Source organism: Oceaniferula spumae (assembly GCF_042849255.1).
In the GTDB taxonomy this organism is placed as follows: Bacteria; Verrucomicrobiota; Verrucomicrobiia; order Verrucomicrobiales; family Akkermansiaceae; genus Oceaniferula; species Oceaniferula spumae.
Genome location: NZ_AP026866.1, coordinates 4,153,644 through 4,168,783, shown reverse-complemented (window position 1 = coordinate 4,168,783; position 15,140 = coordinate 4,153,644). Strand labels below are relative to the sequence as shown.

Sequence of the window (15,140 nt, the reverse complement as noted above, 5' to 3'; positions counted from 1 at the left end):
TAAAAAAAATGCCCGACACGCAGAACGTGCCGGGCAACAATAGATATGATTTTAATCTGACGATTAGAACTTCACAGATGCTTTCACACCGAAGGTCAGTTCATCGTCTTCCTCAAGGTTACCTGGCAGACCTGAGGCATCAAGAGCGTCAAAACCTTGGCTGTAGGTAACGTAAGGAGTTACAGTCAGGTTCTCAGTGGCATTGTAGGCCAGAGAGAGGGTGATGTAAGCGTTGTTCCAGTCGTTACCGGTGCCGATGACATTGTCCCAGTAGTCAAATGAGTAAGAAACACCGACGGTAACACCGACGCTTGTCTTATCACAAACTTCCCAAGACTTGTGGCCGCTCAGCTCGACATAGGTTCCATCAAGAAGATCGATGTCGTGTGCTACGAAGAGGTTAAGATCAGCACCTGTTAGTGGGCACTTGGCACCAACGCTGAGATAAATCTCATCAGTGTCGATGTTTCCAAGCACAGTACGGAAGTTCTGGCTCTGGTAACCAAGTTCAAGAGTGTAGCACTCTGTGCTGTAACGAACACCACCGCGGTAGCGATCGTGATCGATGCTGGTATCAGTCAAGGTGTTGACGTTTCCGCCTGCTATCAAGCTCCACTGATCGTTCAGTTTCCATGAAAGGTTAAGCTCAGTGTCAAACACGTCTTCAGTGTCTGCACCAAATAACCCGGCGGCATCTTCAAGGATTCCGTTTGCGCCACGGTAACTGTATTGGCTTTGATAGGTGAGGCTGAGGTTCCCCTCAAGCTCGGCGTAGGCTGGAGCGGAAAGCGCAACAATAGAAGCTGCGGCGATGATTGTTTTTTTCATGTTTCAGTCTGGTTGTTTGGTTGTTAGGGGGTGTTTTGGTTTTCTGGTTAACGATCCCCACCTCATTCATGATTATGATGAGTTTGGTTCACGGAAGGCTAAATACCCTAACTGATAGGGGGCTGACAATACTAAACAATGTATATTTTACAGGCCTTCCCAGCCATCTCATTAAGACATCATAACTAAAAAAAGAACCAAGACTGAGTTACTTATCCACTCCAACATGCAGCAGATCCGCAGCTTTTGGGATGATGTTGCCGTAGCGGTGAGTGGTTTCACTGATGGACTGCTCGCTGAGGTAAGTGAGTAGTTCGAGTCGGCCATTGGCAAGTGGATCAGCGGTAAACACGCGGACGGCGGCTTCGTTTGCGGCCATGCGCAGTTGCTTGTTCGCGTTCGTCATCCGGATGGCGCTGTAGTGCACTGCACATTTGGGCAGACGAGTGGCCAGCGCTGAATCGGATTCTTCAACCACGGAACATGGCAGTGTTTTGATGAAGTCATTTCGCTCCGTGACACTGATGTCCAGCTTCGAACCACAGGTGGCTGCCCCCAGAACGATCTGGGCGATGGCGAGATCACTGAAGTGATCTGCACGCAGGATAATGCGCTGGTGCGGGCGGTAGCGGAAGTGATTGCTCTCCCCTTGCAGTTGGCTGGGATCGTGTTCGAGAGAAAATTCGACATTCCACCAGTGCGCGTAGCTGGTTGCGGCGGCATGGAGGGTCTCGGCATGCTGTGGTAGGGCGACCGTTAGGTCTCCTAACAAATCGATGATTTCCTTGCGAGGCGTGGCGGCGAGGGATGGTAATTTGTCCTGAGTCCAACGTGCCATCAGAGCGACGTAGTTAGGTCCACCGGCTTTGGCACCGGGTCCGAAGCAAGATCTCTTCCAGCCACCGAAGGGCTGACGCTGCACGATGGCACCGGTGATGCTGCGGTTAATATAAGCATTTCCCACCTCTACCCTGTCGCGCCAGATGGCGATCTCTCGGGCATCCAATGTGTGAATACCTCCGGTGAGTCCGAAGTCTGAATCATTCTGAATGCTGATGGCGTGGTCCAGATTCTTCGCTCGGATCAGGCCTAACACAGGGCCGAAGCATTCGGTGCGGCGATACCAGCTGTCTGGCTCAACACCGAGTTTGATTCCCGGTGACCAGAGGCAGGGATTCTCATCGATCATTTGTGGTTCTAACAACCAGCTTTCGTTATCGTCGCAGGTGGTCTGTGCGCGGTGCAAATTGGCATCCGGCTTGCGGATGACTGGGGTGACGATGGATGATGGGTCCCAGGAAGAACCTACTTTCAAACTGGCGGCGGCATCGCGAAGCTGACGCATGAAGGCAGGGCTGTCGTAGAGATCTGCTTCGATGATGGCGAGTGAGGCGGCGGAGCATTTTTGTCCGGCGTGACCGAAGGCACTTTTCACCAGGTCCTTGACCGCTTGGTCAGGATCGGCGGCTGAGGTGATGATCAGGCTGTTCTTACCGCTGGTTTCGGCGAGCAGTCGGATCTCAGGTTTCCAGCCTTGGAACATCCGGGCGGTTTCGAAGGCTCCTGTTAGAATAACACATGAGGTGCGATCATCGGTAACGAGCGCACGTCCAATTTCGTTATCCGGGCAGGTGACAAACTGCAGAACATCCTTGGGGATGCCTGCCGACCAAAGAACTTTCACCATCTCCCAAGCCGTGAGCACGGTTTCCGGAGCAGGCTTGATGATGACGGTATTTCCAGCCATCAGACCGGCGAGAATACCTCCGCATGGAATCGCAAATGGGAAGTTCCATGGTGGGGTGACCACGATGGTGCCACGTGCTTTCATGGTTGTGCCGTCAAAGAAGCCAGCGTCATTCAGGCTGTCGGCGTAGTAGGTGGCAAAGTCGATAGCTTCACTGAACTCGGCATCAGCTTCGGCTGCCGCCTTACCACCATCTAACACCATGGTGGCGATGCAGTGACCACGGACTTTGGCGAGCTCTACAGCGACTTGCTTGCAGATCACTTTGCGTTCTTCGATTCCCCTCGCCTCCCAAGCTGGCTGGGCCTCGACCGCGCACTGGAGGGCTTTGTCCACTCCGGCAGCATCGGTGAGGCTGTATTGATAAGCCTCTACGCCCGGACGTGAGGGATCGCGACCGATTTCCAAGTGGTTGGTCACTTGGGTTTCACCAGCAATCTGGACTGGTATGGTGTCGATGTTAGAGTTCTTGAAGTTTTCGATTTCCTGCAAAATCCAACGCATGTTGTGGCGCAGTGACCAATCGGTATCTGCCTCGTTGTGGAATGGTTTTTCCAAATCAAGTTCGTGCGTTTCTGTGGTGCGGTCTTGTTTTCTATTCGGAAGCGCACTGACCTCGTCGCGGCGGCGGCAGGCGGTGAGGAACATCTGTTTTTGCTTTTTCCATGACTCACTGCCCACTTTCATACCAAAGAGATCGTGTAGAAAATTTTCCTCGGAGGTGTTTTCATCGAGTCGTCTAACAAGATAAGCAATGGCGGAGTGGAAGTCTTCTTTTCTTACTACAGGGGCGTAGAGTAAGAGGCCATTGACGGCGTCGCGCACCGCGCGTGCCTGGTGATTCGCCATGCCTTCTAACATCTCGAATTCAACGAACTCCTCGACCTCATGACCGGCACGCAGCAGCATGGCGTAGGCGATCTCGAACAGGTTGTGGCTGGCCACGCCGAGGTTCACGACTTTGGCATTCTCTGGCTCACAGCCGTAGTGAACCATGCGTTTGAAGTTGGCATCGACGTCGGCCTTGGTGTGGTAAGGGGCTTGTTCCCAATCGTGGAGACTCGCTTCGACCTGTTCCATGGCAAGGTTCGCACCTTTGACGATACGGATTTTGATCGGTGCACCGCCTTTGGAAACACGTTCCCTCGCCCACTCGGTGAGGCGTTTCTGAACTTCAAAGGAATCGGGCAGGTAGGCCTGGAGCACGATGCCAGCTTTCATCGGCATGAACTCTTCCTCCATAAGCACCTCTCTGAAGGCGTCACACGTTAGGTGCAGATCGCGGTATTCCTCCATGTCGAGGTTGACGAACTTGGGCGATTTTGAACCGTCTTCACGCGTGAAGGTGTGCTGCTGTGCGGTGCGGTAAAGTTGGCGCAGACGGTCTTTGATTTTTTCCAATGTCGCGTCATATGCCACCAAATTAATCTGGCTGAAGATGGCGGAGATTTTGACGGAGATATATTCGCAGTCGGGACTCTCAAGCCTGGAGATCACTTGATCCATGCGGTGGCGGGCCTCTTCCTCACCGAGGATTGCCTCGCCAAGCTGGTTGATGTTCATGCGGGTGCGCTGTTTGCGACGCTTGAGCAGGTGCGGCTTTAACTGACCGTCCTCGCTGGGAAGAATCACGCCATCGCTCTCTGAGCGCATCTTGGTGGTGACCGCTGGCATGACAATCTCCGGAGCCACGGCGGAAGCGATGGACCCTGCGCGCATGGCGATCTGCTCGTGCAGTGGCAAGTAAGTGGGGATGCCGTATTCCTCGATGAGATAACGGAACTGTGAGGCCGAGCGGGCATCGGTGTTCGGGCGGAAAACTTGATCGGCCAGAGCCAAAGTGAGGGTTTTCCCCATTGGGTCCTTCATCATGCGAGCCATTTTCCAGCCTTGGTATCGCTCGGACATTTTCTGTCCCTTATTCGCCACCGTAAGGATCTCGGCGGCGAGTTCCACAGCCAGTTCCGCCAGCTGTTCATCGCTCAGCTGCTGGTTCTTTATTTTGGAAAGCTGCGCTTGGATATTCGTCATCTTCATTGCCAAATCATAGCGATTTCCTTGCTGACCGTCTTGACCAAAACAGACATCCGCCATGATTATCTCGGCATAAATGGCGTGCTTTTTGATCTTTTTTCACCCTATCTTGTTTCTACATGAGCAGACGCGATGAATTTCTCAGATCACTCTCCACTCCGATGGTGGCTGAGCGGCTTTTTGCCGAAGTTCCGGACATCGTGTTCTGCATCAAGGACAAAGACGGATACTACATTTCCGCCAACCCTGCTTTCGCGTTGAGGCTTGGGGTGGCATCCGTCGATAATATCCTCGGAAAGACAGCCTCAGAAATTTTCCCCCCTCACCTCGCGGCCGTCTATGAGGAGCAGGATAAAAGCGTCATCGAACATGGTGAGGAAATTCGGAACCGACTGGAACTGAACTTCAATCCACGCGGCACCGAAGGATGGTATCTTGCCACGAAAATTCCACTGGCAGGAAAATCTGGTGAGGTCATCGGGCTGGCTTCCATTTCCAGAGATCTTCTAACACCCAGCGATACCGACCTTCGTTTTGCCGGCGTCGCGCAGGTGGTGGTCAATATCCAGCGCGATTTCTCCGAGGATATGAATCCATCCGAACTCGCCAAACAAGCCGACCTCACCCTCACTCAGCTCGACCGCCGGATGAGGAAAGTTTTCAAAGTCACCACCTCCCAGTTTATCCGCAAGACACGCATTGAGAATGCTGCACGAATGTTGGCAAGGAGTGACAAGCCGATCATCGACATCGCCCTCGACTGCGGCTACGGCGATCAGTCGGCATTTACCAGACAGTTCCGAGCAACTGTGGGCATGGCACCTGGAGGCTATCGGGCGGCGATGGGGATTAAAAAGAACTCGGCCTGATGCGCTACAAAGCCTCTGACGATTTATAATAGAGAAAATCAGGAACCGGCTGCATGTTGGAACCATGAAAGAGACACACAGCACGCTGATCGGATACCTGACTTGGATTTTTGGGTTCATCGGCATCCACCGGTTCTATTATGGCAAACCGATTTCCGGCTGTATCTGGGCACTAACAGCAGGACTATTGGGCATCGGCTGGCTGATCGATGTGGTGCTGATTCCGGGCATGAACCGTGAGGCGAACCAGAGGTTTAAGGCCGGAAGATATGATTATTCGATCGCATTTCTGCTGCATGTTTTCCTCGGAATTTTCGGCGTTCACCGTTTTTACCTGGGGAAAATAGGAACGGGTCTCATTTTTCTGCTGACCGGTGGACTGTTCGGCATTGGCTACATTTACGATCTACTCACGCTGAATACTCAAGTCGATGAACTGAACGTATGACGCAGTGGCAAATTAAAGTTGGCATTTGGTGCGGGGCAATTAGAACTGACGCGTGACTGATTTCCAGACAGACGACCTACGCATCGGCGATATCAAGCCTTTGATCTCCCCTGCCGTGCTTTCCTACTACTTGCCGATCACGGACAAGGCCTCCGAAGTCGTGTCCAATGCACGCAAGGAAAGTGAAGCCGTGTTAGCGGGCAAAGACGATCGTTTGCTGGTCGTTGTCGGACCATGTTCGATCCACGACACCGGAGCCGCCATCGAATACGCCACCCGACTGAGGGAAACCGCAGCCCGTTACGCGGACGATCTGGTGATCGTGATGCGCGTCTATTTTGAAAAGCCACGCACCACCGTGGGCTGGAAGGGACTGATCAATGACCCGCACCTCGACGGATCGTTCGATATCAACCGTGGTCTCCGCATCGCGCGTGAGCTTTTGATAGAGCTGGCTGAGATGGGAGTTCCCGCCGGCACCGAATTTCTCGATACCATTTCCCCACAGTATTATGCCGATCTGATCAGCTGGGGAGCCATTGGTGCCCGCACGACAGAATCTCAGATCCACCGCGAACTCGCTTCCGGCCTCTCGATGCCGGTTGGATTTAAAAACGGCACAGGCGGATCTATACAGATCGCACTCGATGCCATCCAAGCTTCTGCTAGGCCGCACCATTTTCTATCCGTTACCAAACAAGGGGTCTCAGCCATCGTGCAGACCACCGGTAACGAAGCCTGCCACATCATCCTCCGCGGATCGTCCAAAGGGCCTAACTACGATGCCGAAAGCATTGCCGATGTCACTGCTCAGTTAGAAAATGCAGGACTTGAAAAATCGGTGATGGTCGATTGCTCGCACGGTAACTCCCTCAAAGACTACCGCAATCAGCCCGGCGTTGTGCAGGCACTCTGCGATCAAATTTCCGCAGGTAACAAAGCGATCACCTCCGTGATGGTGGAAAGCAATCTCGTCGAAGGTGCTCAGAAGCTGAAAGACAATCTTGCGGACATGACCTACGGCCAATCGGTCACTGACCAGTGTGTTAGCTGGCAGACCACGGAGAATATGTTCGAGGCATTCGCCGCAGCTGTGCAGGCTCGCCGCAAGGCTTAGCATCTTTGCTGAACGTAAAAAAGCCAGCAGCCCATCAGGCATACTGGCTTGGATTTAGCTGATTTAGTTCGGAGCTATTACTTCTTTTTGAAGCGGCGGTTAGGTCGGGTCTCCATCTTGGAGAGTTCACCATCGTTATTGCTGTCTAACTCTTGTAGTGCCTTTGCGGCACCCTCTAGTTCTTCAGCGGAGATCTCGCCGTTTTCATCGGTGTCCAGTGCCTTCATAATGGGTGGAACGTGAGGTTTACGGCGGCCCCTTTTTTCATCATCCTTGGCGCCTGCCGGCTTTTCAGGCGCTAACTCGTCAGCGGTGAGTTTGCCGTCTTTGTTCGCATCGAGGCTCTTGAGTGCTTCTGCAGCCGCAGCAAGTTCATCTTTGGAAATGGACCCGTCCTCGTCTTTATCGAGAGCTTCCATGATGGGAGGTGGCGGAGGACCATCGCCCTCAGGCCCACCATTGCCACCACCGGGAGGAGGGCCGTGTGGCGGACCATGTGGAGGTCTGCCACCAGGGCCTTGAGCTAGGGCTAGGCTTGCTCCGAAAACGGAGACCAGCAGAATTTGGATCGCTGTTTTGGTATTTGATTTCATTGTCTGTTGGGTTGTTTGACATACCCACTAGACAATAGCTTCATTAAGCCCGTGTGTTGATCCGGCGATTTATTGTTAAAATTCGGTTAAGCCCTCGCTTGCAAACTACTTACCAATTTTGACATCGATCTCAAGATCTCCAAGCGCCCACTGGATACCTTTGAGGTAATGCTGGAGAACTTTTGGGTTTTGATAAATGTGCTCGTTGTGTCCTAGGGAGCAGTAAAATACACGCCCCTTGCCGTGAGGTTTCACCCAGCTGACTCCGTAGTCTTTGTCCGCGCGCTTGCCCTTGCTGATGTCGGTCTGTTCGGGATCGAGACGAAGCAGCATGTGGACTTTCTTAGAATCATAGGGAGCTTTGAACTGATAGATCTCCTCTTTGAAATTAAGGTTCTTGCCGTCGAGGTGGGCGCAGCAGCTGTGTTGTTCCTGACCGTCTTCCACCTTGATCGACACTGGAGTCTTCGATGTCCATGGATGGCCATCAAAGTAACCGCCGATCATGACGCCATACTCAGGCCATTTGTAAAAGGTATCCGTGGCTGCGTGGATACCTACAAAACCTTTACCGCTTTTGATGTATTCCATCAGGCTCTTTTTCAGTCGCGCCTCACGCACTTGGGCTTCTTTTTTCTGCTCACCATTCATTTTGGCGAACTGTTTCTTGGCTGGGCTGAACACCTCCATCGTGGTGTTCAAAAAGCAGATGGCATCAAAGTCATTGATTTTGTCAGGCTCGAAATTTGCCAAATCGTCGCTGACCACCGCTTCGAAAGCACCTGTCTTTTCCCCCATCAGCTTCATCGTGATTTTGCCGATGTCAATCGAGCTATGACGGTAACCGCGAGTCACCGAGAAGACTAACAGTTTGCGTTTCTCTTTGGGCTTCTCTGTCACCATTCCGTCCAAGGCTTTGCTGATGGCTTTTGTAGATTTCTCATACTTATCGGCAGCAGAAAGAACACCCACCGAACAGGCGGCGGCACACATGCAGAAGAATGCTTTTTTGATCATGCTCCTAACTTGCCTCCTGCCATGAAAATGGCAAACATGATTTTTGTCACCGATACGGGGCGAGACTGCCACCTTCCTTTACGGAAAATCCAAAATGTTTAACATGTGAAGACCAATTCCATGTTCACTTCACGACCATTAATACGGACGTGAAACACCGCGTCTACAACAGGCATCACGAATCCCGCTAACACTAACATCGGAATAAAGTTTACACCCATAGCCATAAAGAAGAGCATTGGAATGATGAAAAACTTACTACTACCCATATATCTAACCGTTGCCCTACTGACATCATGCGCAGTGGTTCCCCCTGCCCAATCTAACGCGAATGCAGGTGCCTCAAACAGTCCATCCAACAGCCCCCAAGCAAAACAGAAGCCATTTGATCATTTTGCCGAACGAGACGACCTCCCTGACCTCAAATGGCAAACCTCAAAAAATTCCGACGGATCTTTGAATCTCTACATTAAAGTCAACAACGCCACCCACTTCCTCAAGCGTGTGGAATCATTTGATAAATTAAATCCCAGCAGCGATGAATACAATCTATACGGAGTTCCGCGTAAAGCCACTCTAGCCTGCGACTACCGTAAAGTAGGATCGCACCAAGAAGACGGAAACAAACTCTATGCCATCATCTACGCCCATACTGTGCAAATATATGACGGCTGGATCGCCCCCGGAGAAATGGACAACCGTGATTGGAAGCTTTTTAGAAGCATCCCATTTTAATCAAACAAGGAAGCTCACAAGGTCGCTGGTAGAAATTTAACCAGCGACCTAATTTTTTGTCGCCTGAATGGCTATGCCCTTGGGCTATCTAAGTGGAATGGCGAAGGTAGCGTATGCATTACGCCCATTTACTGAATTCAGTTCAACGCCTCCATGAGCCAACGTCGCCTTATTCAAGTGCGATACGACTGGTGAGTTATAATGAGGAATCCTATCAGAAATAGGATTCCTCATTGTCATGCATCAAACTGATCACACATAAAATGTCCGTATTTTCCTAATATTGACCCCCTTCAGGTTCAACAATTGGCATGGCATATGCTCTGGTTTAAATTGATTAACCCAATGAATTGCCATGTCTACTAAAACGCAAACTGATACCCCAGTACCATCTCCAGAGGAGTCACCCGATAGCATCGTGCTCCATGACCGGTGGGAAGCTGAAAAAGTGCTGCACCTCATCCGCAGTCACAGCACAGCAGTCAGCCAGCCTAAGTTTCTCCTCCTCGGATCACGCGAGATGACCATGTTGCATAAATTCCTGTTAGCTGGATTTGAAGATCAAGAACACAGCGAAAATTCCTGCATCCCACGCCAAGTCCCGCTCTTCTTTGCTGGTTTACGCGTAGTGGAAGTGAAGACACCTACGATGGTTCGTGTATTAGGCTCTAAAATGTCATCACGTCTGGAAGCTCTGATCGATCATTCCCTCGGTCGCACTTCAGTCGCAAGCGAAACCCGCTGGCACTTCCGAGTTGCCTAGAACTACACCATCTACAAACCAGTCGATTTCAGGAAAAAGATAACCAGCAAAAATAGATGGAAACGTATCCTTTGGAAAAGTTTCTCTCCTAGGCTGGAGCCGCTGGCCGGAATTGAACCGGCGACCTAATCATTTTTGCTGATCGGCGATCACTTTAACAGATTCCAGCAATACCACTGCATTCTCGGAAGATGAAACGGGCCTTTGTATTGATTGCCTTTCATGGTGTTGGAAATCCGGCCGTCCCTGTGTAGGTATCCGAACCACTCGCCGTGTTCGGTATCGTGAAAATTCTTATGCGCGTATTTGTGAATCTGGCGGTGCCAGTCGGCGTATTTAGCATCGCCGGTCATTTTGTAGGCTAACAAGGTGGCTATAATAGCCTCACATTGTGGCCACCAGAATTTCATGTCATGCCAGTATTCCATCACCGGTTTGCCAGTAGGATCACGGAAGTAGATAATGCCACCGTGTTCCTTGTCCCAGCCTTGCTCCCATGAGTAATCGAGCATTTTCAGCCCGAGATTTTGCAGTCGGTTATCCCCTCCTCTACGCTTGGCTTCGTGTAAAATGAACCATGCTCCTTCGATGGCATGGCCTGGTGTGATGGTGCGTTCTTGGAAATGGTCGATCAGGTTTCCTTCCGGAGAAACACATTCCATGACACAGCGGAGGTCATCATTCACACAGGCTTCGATTTCGTCGATAAATCCATCGATGCGTGAGGCAGCAAAGTCGTCGCCTACGGTGTCGCAAAGTTGCTGTGCGATGTTGAGGAAGATCATCGGAACTCCCAAACCCTTGGCAGGTCGCTCATCGGTGAACTTCGCTGGTAGGGGGCTGACCCCATCGGCATAATCCATGCAACGTTTGAAAAGATCACGGGCCTCCTGTGCCAGAGCGTCGTCATGGGTCGCTTTGGCGTATTGGGCGAAAGCTCCTATCGCAAAAGCCTCGGAGAAAAAATACCGACGTTTCCGCAGTGGTTTACCCTCCCGGGTGGTCAGGAAAAACATCTTCCCGTCCTCATCAAAACAATGCTCACGGAGAAAATCGATTCCTGCATTGGCTCCGTCTAACCACTCCTTCCGTGGCTCACACTGATTATACAGTGTCGCCAAAATCGAGCTGAATCGGCCTTGGAACCAGACCGACTTATCATCGTCTAACAAATCACCACCTCGTCCACGCATCAGCAGGTAGCCGCCATGCTCGTGATCGATGGATTTCGGCAACCAGAATGGTAGGGTGTCATCAAGCAAACTATCGCGGTAAAAATCGCGAAGTTTATCAAGTTCGTCACTATTGTATCCGGGCATGTTAGTCGATTATTTCGCCTGCGTGTAGATCGTCAGTCCATTCACTTCTTCCGGTCGCGATGGCAACACGAACCCAAGAATGATTCCGGCTACCAGCGTGGAGGTGAAACCGAAGAACCCGTAGAGCAGCGGCATGACATCGATTGCTCCGCTTTGATTCAACAGATGAATGGACACCACACTAACAACGCCGATCAACAAGGCACCCAGACCAGCTTTTCCACCGGCATGCTTGGTAAAAACACCGAGCGCAAACAGTCCGCCGAGCGGCCCAAGTGCAAAACCGATGAAGGTATTAAAAAGCATAAAGGCAGAGTCCACTTTGGTGAAGGCAATGTAGGCTGAAACAAGCATTCCTATGACGCCCAGAATGATCACAACAGTCCGCGCGACGTTCAATTGCTGATGATCGCTGCTTTCCGGTTTCAGTAACCGACCGTAAACGTCTGTGACAAATGCCGTGGCCACGGAGTTCAACGAACTGGAAATGGTTGACTGCGAGGCGGCAAACACCCCGGCAATGATCAATCCAGCAACACCCACAGGCAGGTTTTGCATGATGAAAAATGGCAGAATGCTATCCTTCGCTGGCAGGGCTGGGTCCAGCAGTTCCGGTTTGTTCTGATAGAAAACGTAGAGAGCCGTTCCCAACGCGAAGAAAATCGCAGAACCTACCAGAACCATGAAAATATTCATCCAGAGAGATTTCGCCGCCTCCTTTTCCGTAGGGGTTGTCACATAGCGCTGCACAACATCCTGACCAGCGGTGTAGGATGGTAAATTGGCAAATAGAAAGGCAATGAAGATCACAAAGCCGGACGTCGAAGCCTTGCCGATGGATAGATCAGAGAAGTCCCAACTCGCCGTAATCCCTTTGCTCTGCTCGGACATCGCTGAGGTGATGGCACCAAATCCGCCATCGACATGAGCGATGACCAGGCCGAAACAAAGTAGCGCGCCGCCGATCAATACTAGGGCTTGAATGGCATCTGTCCAGACCACGGCCTCAATTCCTCCCATCACCGTGTAGATAATGCAGAGCACACCGATCACTCCGATTGCCACGAATATATTGATATTGGTCACGCTGGAGAGCGCCAGTGCAGGCAGATAGAGCACGATCGCCACACGTCCCACGTGAAACAGCATGAAGGCTACGCTGGCGATCACTCGACAGGCGACGTTGAATCTTTTTTCAAGATACTCATAGGCCGTAGTGATATTAAGCCGACGATAAAACGGCAGATAAAATAGCACCACCAGAGGGATGATCACCAAGATCGGCCACTGTCCGATGTAGCCGTTCCAGTTTGTCGCGTAGGCCGCTCCAGGGATCGCCATGAAGGTAATCGCCGAAAGCATGGTGGCGAAAATCGAAAGCCCTGCGACCCAGAACGGAATGCGCTGGCCGCCACGAAAATAATCGTCCGTCGATGACGCCCCTTCGCGCATCATAAACCAGTAACCGATACCGACCATACCTAACAAGTAAACCGCCACCACAATCCAATTGATCACTCCGAAGGATGCCTTACGGCCATGCACTTTCCCAGCGAGCACTTGAGGAGACCTAACACCAGGCTTGATTTCACCGGTCGGAATATAAATCGCCCCCTTGTAAATGACTAGAGGTGTGGTGACTGTGGCCCACGTGCTGCCTGTTGCATTGGTCGCATGATCGGGCTTCACCTCGGTAGGCAGATCCCCCGCCTTCGCCCAACTGTTCGTGATGGTATCATAAGCAAGCATCGACGAGGGAAATCCGGGGTGATCCATGCCCTGGCCATTTTTGTCCGGCCTGGCTTCGATTTGTTCACGCAGGAACTCCACTGGCACGCCTCCCATCATCAGTAAATGACTGACACCTACCGGAACAGCCGTCGCAGGTGCTGCCGAGCGTGCCTCAGGCATGTCGGCCAGCTGTTTCCACGAAGCCGACGGCACATTGAATACCCAGGCATCCTTGAGGAAATCCAAGCCAAATATCCGATCAGGCATGTCCCCATCCGAAGCGGCAAAATCTCTGCCGCCAAATAAATAAAACTGACTCCCGCGCACACCCGCTACGGCATACATCCGCCCACGCGCGGCTTCTGGCAGTTCGATCCCCCCCCAGGAGCCCGCAGTCACATCGGTGGTATCGAAGGTGAATAATTTTCGCTGGACTACCATGCCCTCGGCAGGATCTGCGCTACGATTAGTCACGCCAGTCCCCACTATGATCTTGCCATCTACCAGCTCCCCCACGCCCTCGGAACATGCCACAGGCAAAGGTGGTAGTTTTTTTGTTAGTAGCTTGCCGTTCGCCATGGAAAATTCCCATACTGCGGCGAGGGCAATTTCTTTGCCACTGGCTGCATCCATCGTTTTGCCGCCGATGAAATAGACGACCCCTCGCGATTCATTCGTCACCGACATGCCATAGGCGACGGAATCCTCCAGCCCACTCTCCTGCTTCACCCACTGGGCGTCATCCACTCCTAACTTCAGAGTGTAAATGCTGTTGTGGTAAACCTTCTTACCACCTGCCCATGGTCGCTCAGCAGGAAAATTCGCACCGCCGGCTACGATCAGATGAGCATCGTCGCCGTCCTGAATGACACCGGCAAACACTCCTGCAAGTCCCTCCCGATCAGGCAGGTCCGGCAACCGGCCCCAAGAAAAAGGACTCTCCGAAGCATTCGCCGAGATCATCAACAAGATAACTGCGAAAAATAAACCAAACCTCATGCGACCTTTACCTTCACACTTTCGATCCAATCAAACCATCCCATTTTTTGCAGACGTGAACGAAGCTCGGCCACCTGGGCCTCGCTGGCGGATTTGATAGGAAGTCGGGTCGGCCCGCAATCGATGCCGACCATGCTCATCATTGCCTTCAGCCCGGCGCGACCGCAGGTGCCGAAAATCACCTCGATCATCTCCAAGGCGCGTCCTTGCCAAAGCCGGGCGGTATCCATATCCCCCGCTTCAAACGCAGCACTGACTTTGTTGTAGATGGGCGCCGCGTAATTATAGGTGCTGCCGACGGCCCCCACATAGCCTTGTGCCACGCTCTGCAGATAGGCCTCGTCGGATCCGGCCAAAAACTCAAGTTCGGGAGCCACTTTTTGCAGCAGTGGCAGATTGTAAAGCGTCGCGCCGTCCGAGTATTTAATACCTCTGAATGTCGGCATGCGATCCATCGCTAGTTTGGTAAATGCCATCGGATTGATCGCCACACCTGAGAAAAATGGAATGTGATAGTAGTAGAACGGCGTCGAAGCCGCGGCATCCGTGATCATCGTCAAGGCGTCTACTAATTCAGCTTCGTTGGCCGGTTTGAAGTAACCGGGAGGTGTAGCGGAAACGGCATCCGCGCCAACGGACTCGGCATGGGCGGCCAGTTCCGCAGAGGCTTCCATGCTGTTGTGCCCCACTTGCACCACGGTTTTCATTTTTCCGCGAGCAGCACCGATATAGGCTTCGGCCACCGCACGGCGCTCGACATCGGTCAGTGACATGCCCTCGCCGGTACTGCCTGCGATGTAAATGCCGGCAATGCCATCTTCGGCCAAATGATCGACCACTTGGGGAATGACCTCGAGGTTGATTCCCCCCTTGGCATCCATCGGAGTTACAGTGGCGGCCACAAGACCGATAATATCTAAATTTTTCATAATCTGAGCAG

At 52.1% G+C, this 15,140-nt stretch carries 12 protein-coding genes; 5 read left to right on the top strand and 7 right to left on the bottom strand.

Annotation, left to right across the window (positions count from 1 at the left end; translation table 11 throughout):
* Positions 1 to 63: 63 nt before the first annotated feature.
* Both ACSPJT_RS17760 and ACSPJT_RS17755 read right to left on the bottom strand, forming a co-directional pair.
* Positions 64 to 828 carry a hypothetical protein gene (locus ACSPJT_RS17760; protein ID WP_435893903.1) on the bottom strand — a complete coding sequence of 255 codons (765 nt, stop codon included), beginning with the start codon at positions 826 to 828 and terminating at the stop codon, positions 64 to 66.
* Between the two features lie 208 nt (positions 829 to 1,036).
* Positions 1,037 to 4,669, bottom strand: coding sequence for a proline dehydrogenase family protein (locus ACSPJT_RS17755; RefSeq protein ID WP_435893902.1), 3,633 nt, complete (start codon positions 4,667 to 4,669; stop codon positions 1,037 to 1,039).
* Positions 4,670 to 4,728: 59 nt separating this feature from the next.
* On the opposite strand from ACSPJT_RS17755, the gene ACSPJT_RS17750 reads away from it, so the two are divergent.
* From ACSPJT_RS17750 to ACSPJT_RS17740, 3 genes are all read left to right on the top strand, one after another.
* Entirely contained in the window at positions 4,729 to 5,478 is a 750-nt protein-coding gene (locus ACSPJT_RS17750; RefSeq protein WP_435893901.1) for an AraC family transcriptional regulator, read from the top strand.
* 64 nt (positions 5,479 to 5,542) lie between these two features.
* Positions 5,543 to 5,926, top strand: a complete 384-nt coding sequence (locus ACSPJT_RS17745; protein WP_435893900.1) for an NINE protein — start codon at positions 5,543 to 5,545, stop codon at positions 5,924 to 5,926.
* A gap of 52 nt (positions 5,927 to 5,978) precedes the next feature.
* Positions 5,979 to 7,043: a 3-deoxy-7-phosphoheptulonate synthase gene (locus tag ACSPJT_RS17740; RefSeq protein ID WP_435893899.1), complete on the top strand. Its 1,065-nt coding sequence runs from the start codon at positions 5,979 to 5,981 to the stop codon at positions 7,041 to 7,043.
* 77 nt (positions 7,044 to 7,120) lie between these two features.
* On the opposite strand, the gene ACSPJT_RS17735 is transcribed toward ACSPJT_RS17740, so the two are convergent.
* Positions 7,121 to 7,636 (bottom strand): hypothetical protein, encoded by a 516-nt coding sequence (locus tag ACSPJT_RS17735; RefSeq protein ID WP_435893898.1) that lies wholly within the window; start codon positions 7,634 to 7,636, stop codon positions 7,121 to 7,123.
* 105 nt (positions 7,637 to 7,741) lie between these two features.
* Entirely contained in the window at positions 7,742 to 8,653 is a 912-nt protein-coding gene (locus ACSPJT_RS17730; protein WP_435893897.1) for a ThuA domain-containing protein, read from the bottom strand.
* 243 nt (positions 8,654 to 8,896) lie between these two features.
* Here ACSPJT_RS17730 and ACSPJT_RS17725 point away from each other — a divergent pair, with 243 nt between their 5' ends.
* Both ACSPJT_RS17725 and ACSPJT_RS17720 read left to right on the top strand, forming a co-directional pair.
* A complete protein-coding gene (locus ACSPJT_RS17725; protein WP_435893896.1) occupies positions 8,897 to 9,388 on the top strand; it encodes a hypothetical protein in 492 nt (163 codons plus the stop codon).
* Between the two features lie 355 nt (positions 9,389 to 9,743).
* Positions 9,744 to 10,151 (top strand): hypothetical protein, encoded by a 408-nt coding sequence (locus tag ACSPJT_RS17720; RefSeq protein WP_435893895.1) that lies wholly within the window; start codon positions 9,744 to 9,746, stop codon positions 10,149 to 10,151.
* A gap of 149 nt (positions 10,152 to 10,300) precedes the next feature.
* Here the strand turns inward: ACSPJT_RS17720 and ACSPJT_RS17715 are convergent, their stop codons facing one another.
* From ACSPJT_RS17715 to ACSPJT_RS17705, 3 genes are read right to left on the bottom strand one after another with little or no spacing between them, the layout of a single operon-like run.
* Complete coding sequence (locus ACSPJT_RS17715) at positions 10,301 to 11,470, bottom strand: AGE family epimerase/isomerase (protein ID WP_435893894.1); 1,170 nt, start codon at positions 11,468 to 11,470, stop codon at positions 10,301 to 10,303.
* Between the two features lie 9 nt (positions 11,471 to 11,479).
* Positions 11,480 to 14,164 (bottom strand): sodium:solute symporter family transporter, encoded by a 2,685-nt coding sequence (locus ACSPJT_RS17710; RefSeq protein WP_435893893.1) that lies wholly within the window; start codon positions 14,162 to 14,164, stop codon positions 11,480 to 11,482.
* A 32-nt stretch (positions 14,165 to 14,196) separates the two neighbouring features.
* A complete protein-coding gene (locus tag ACSPJT_RS17705; RefSeq protein WP_435893892.1) occupies positions 14,197 to 15,129 on the bottom strand; it encodes a dihydrodipicolinate synthase family protein in 933 nt (310 codons plus the stop codon).
* Positions 15,130 to 15,140: the final 11 nt, after the last annotated feature.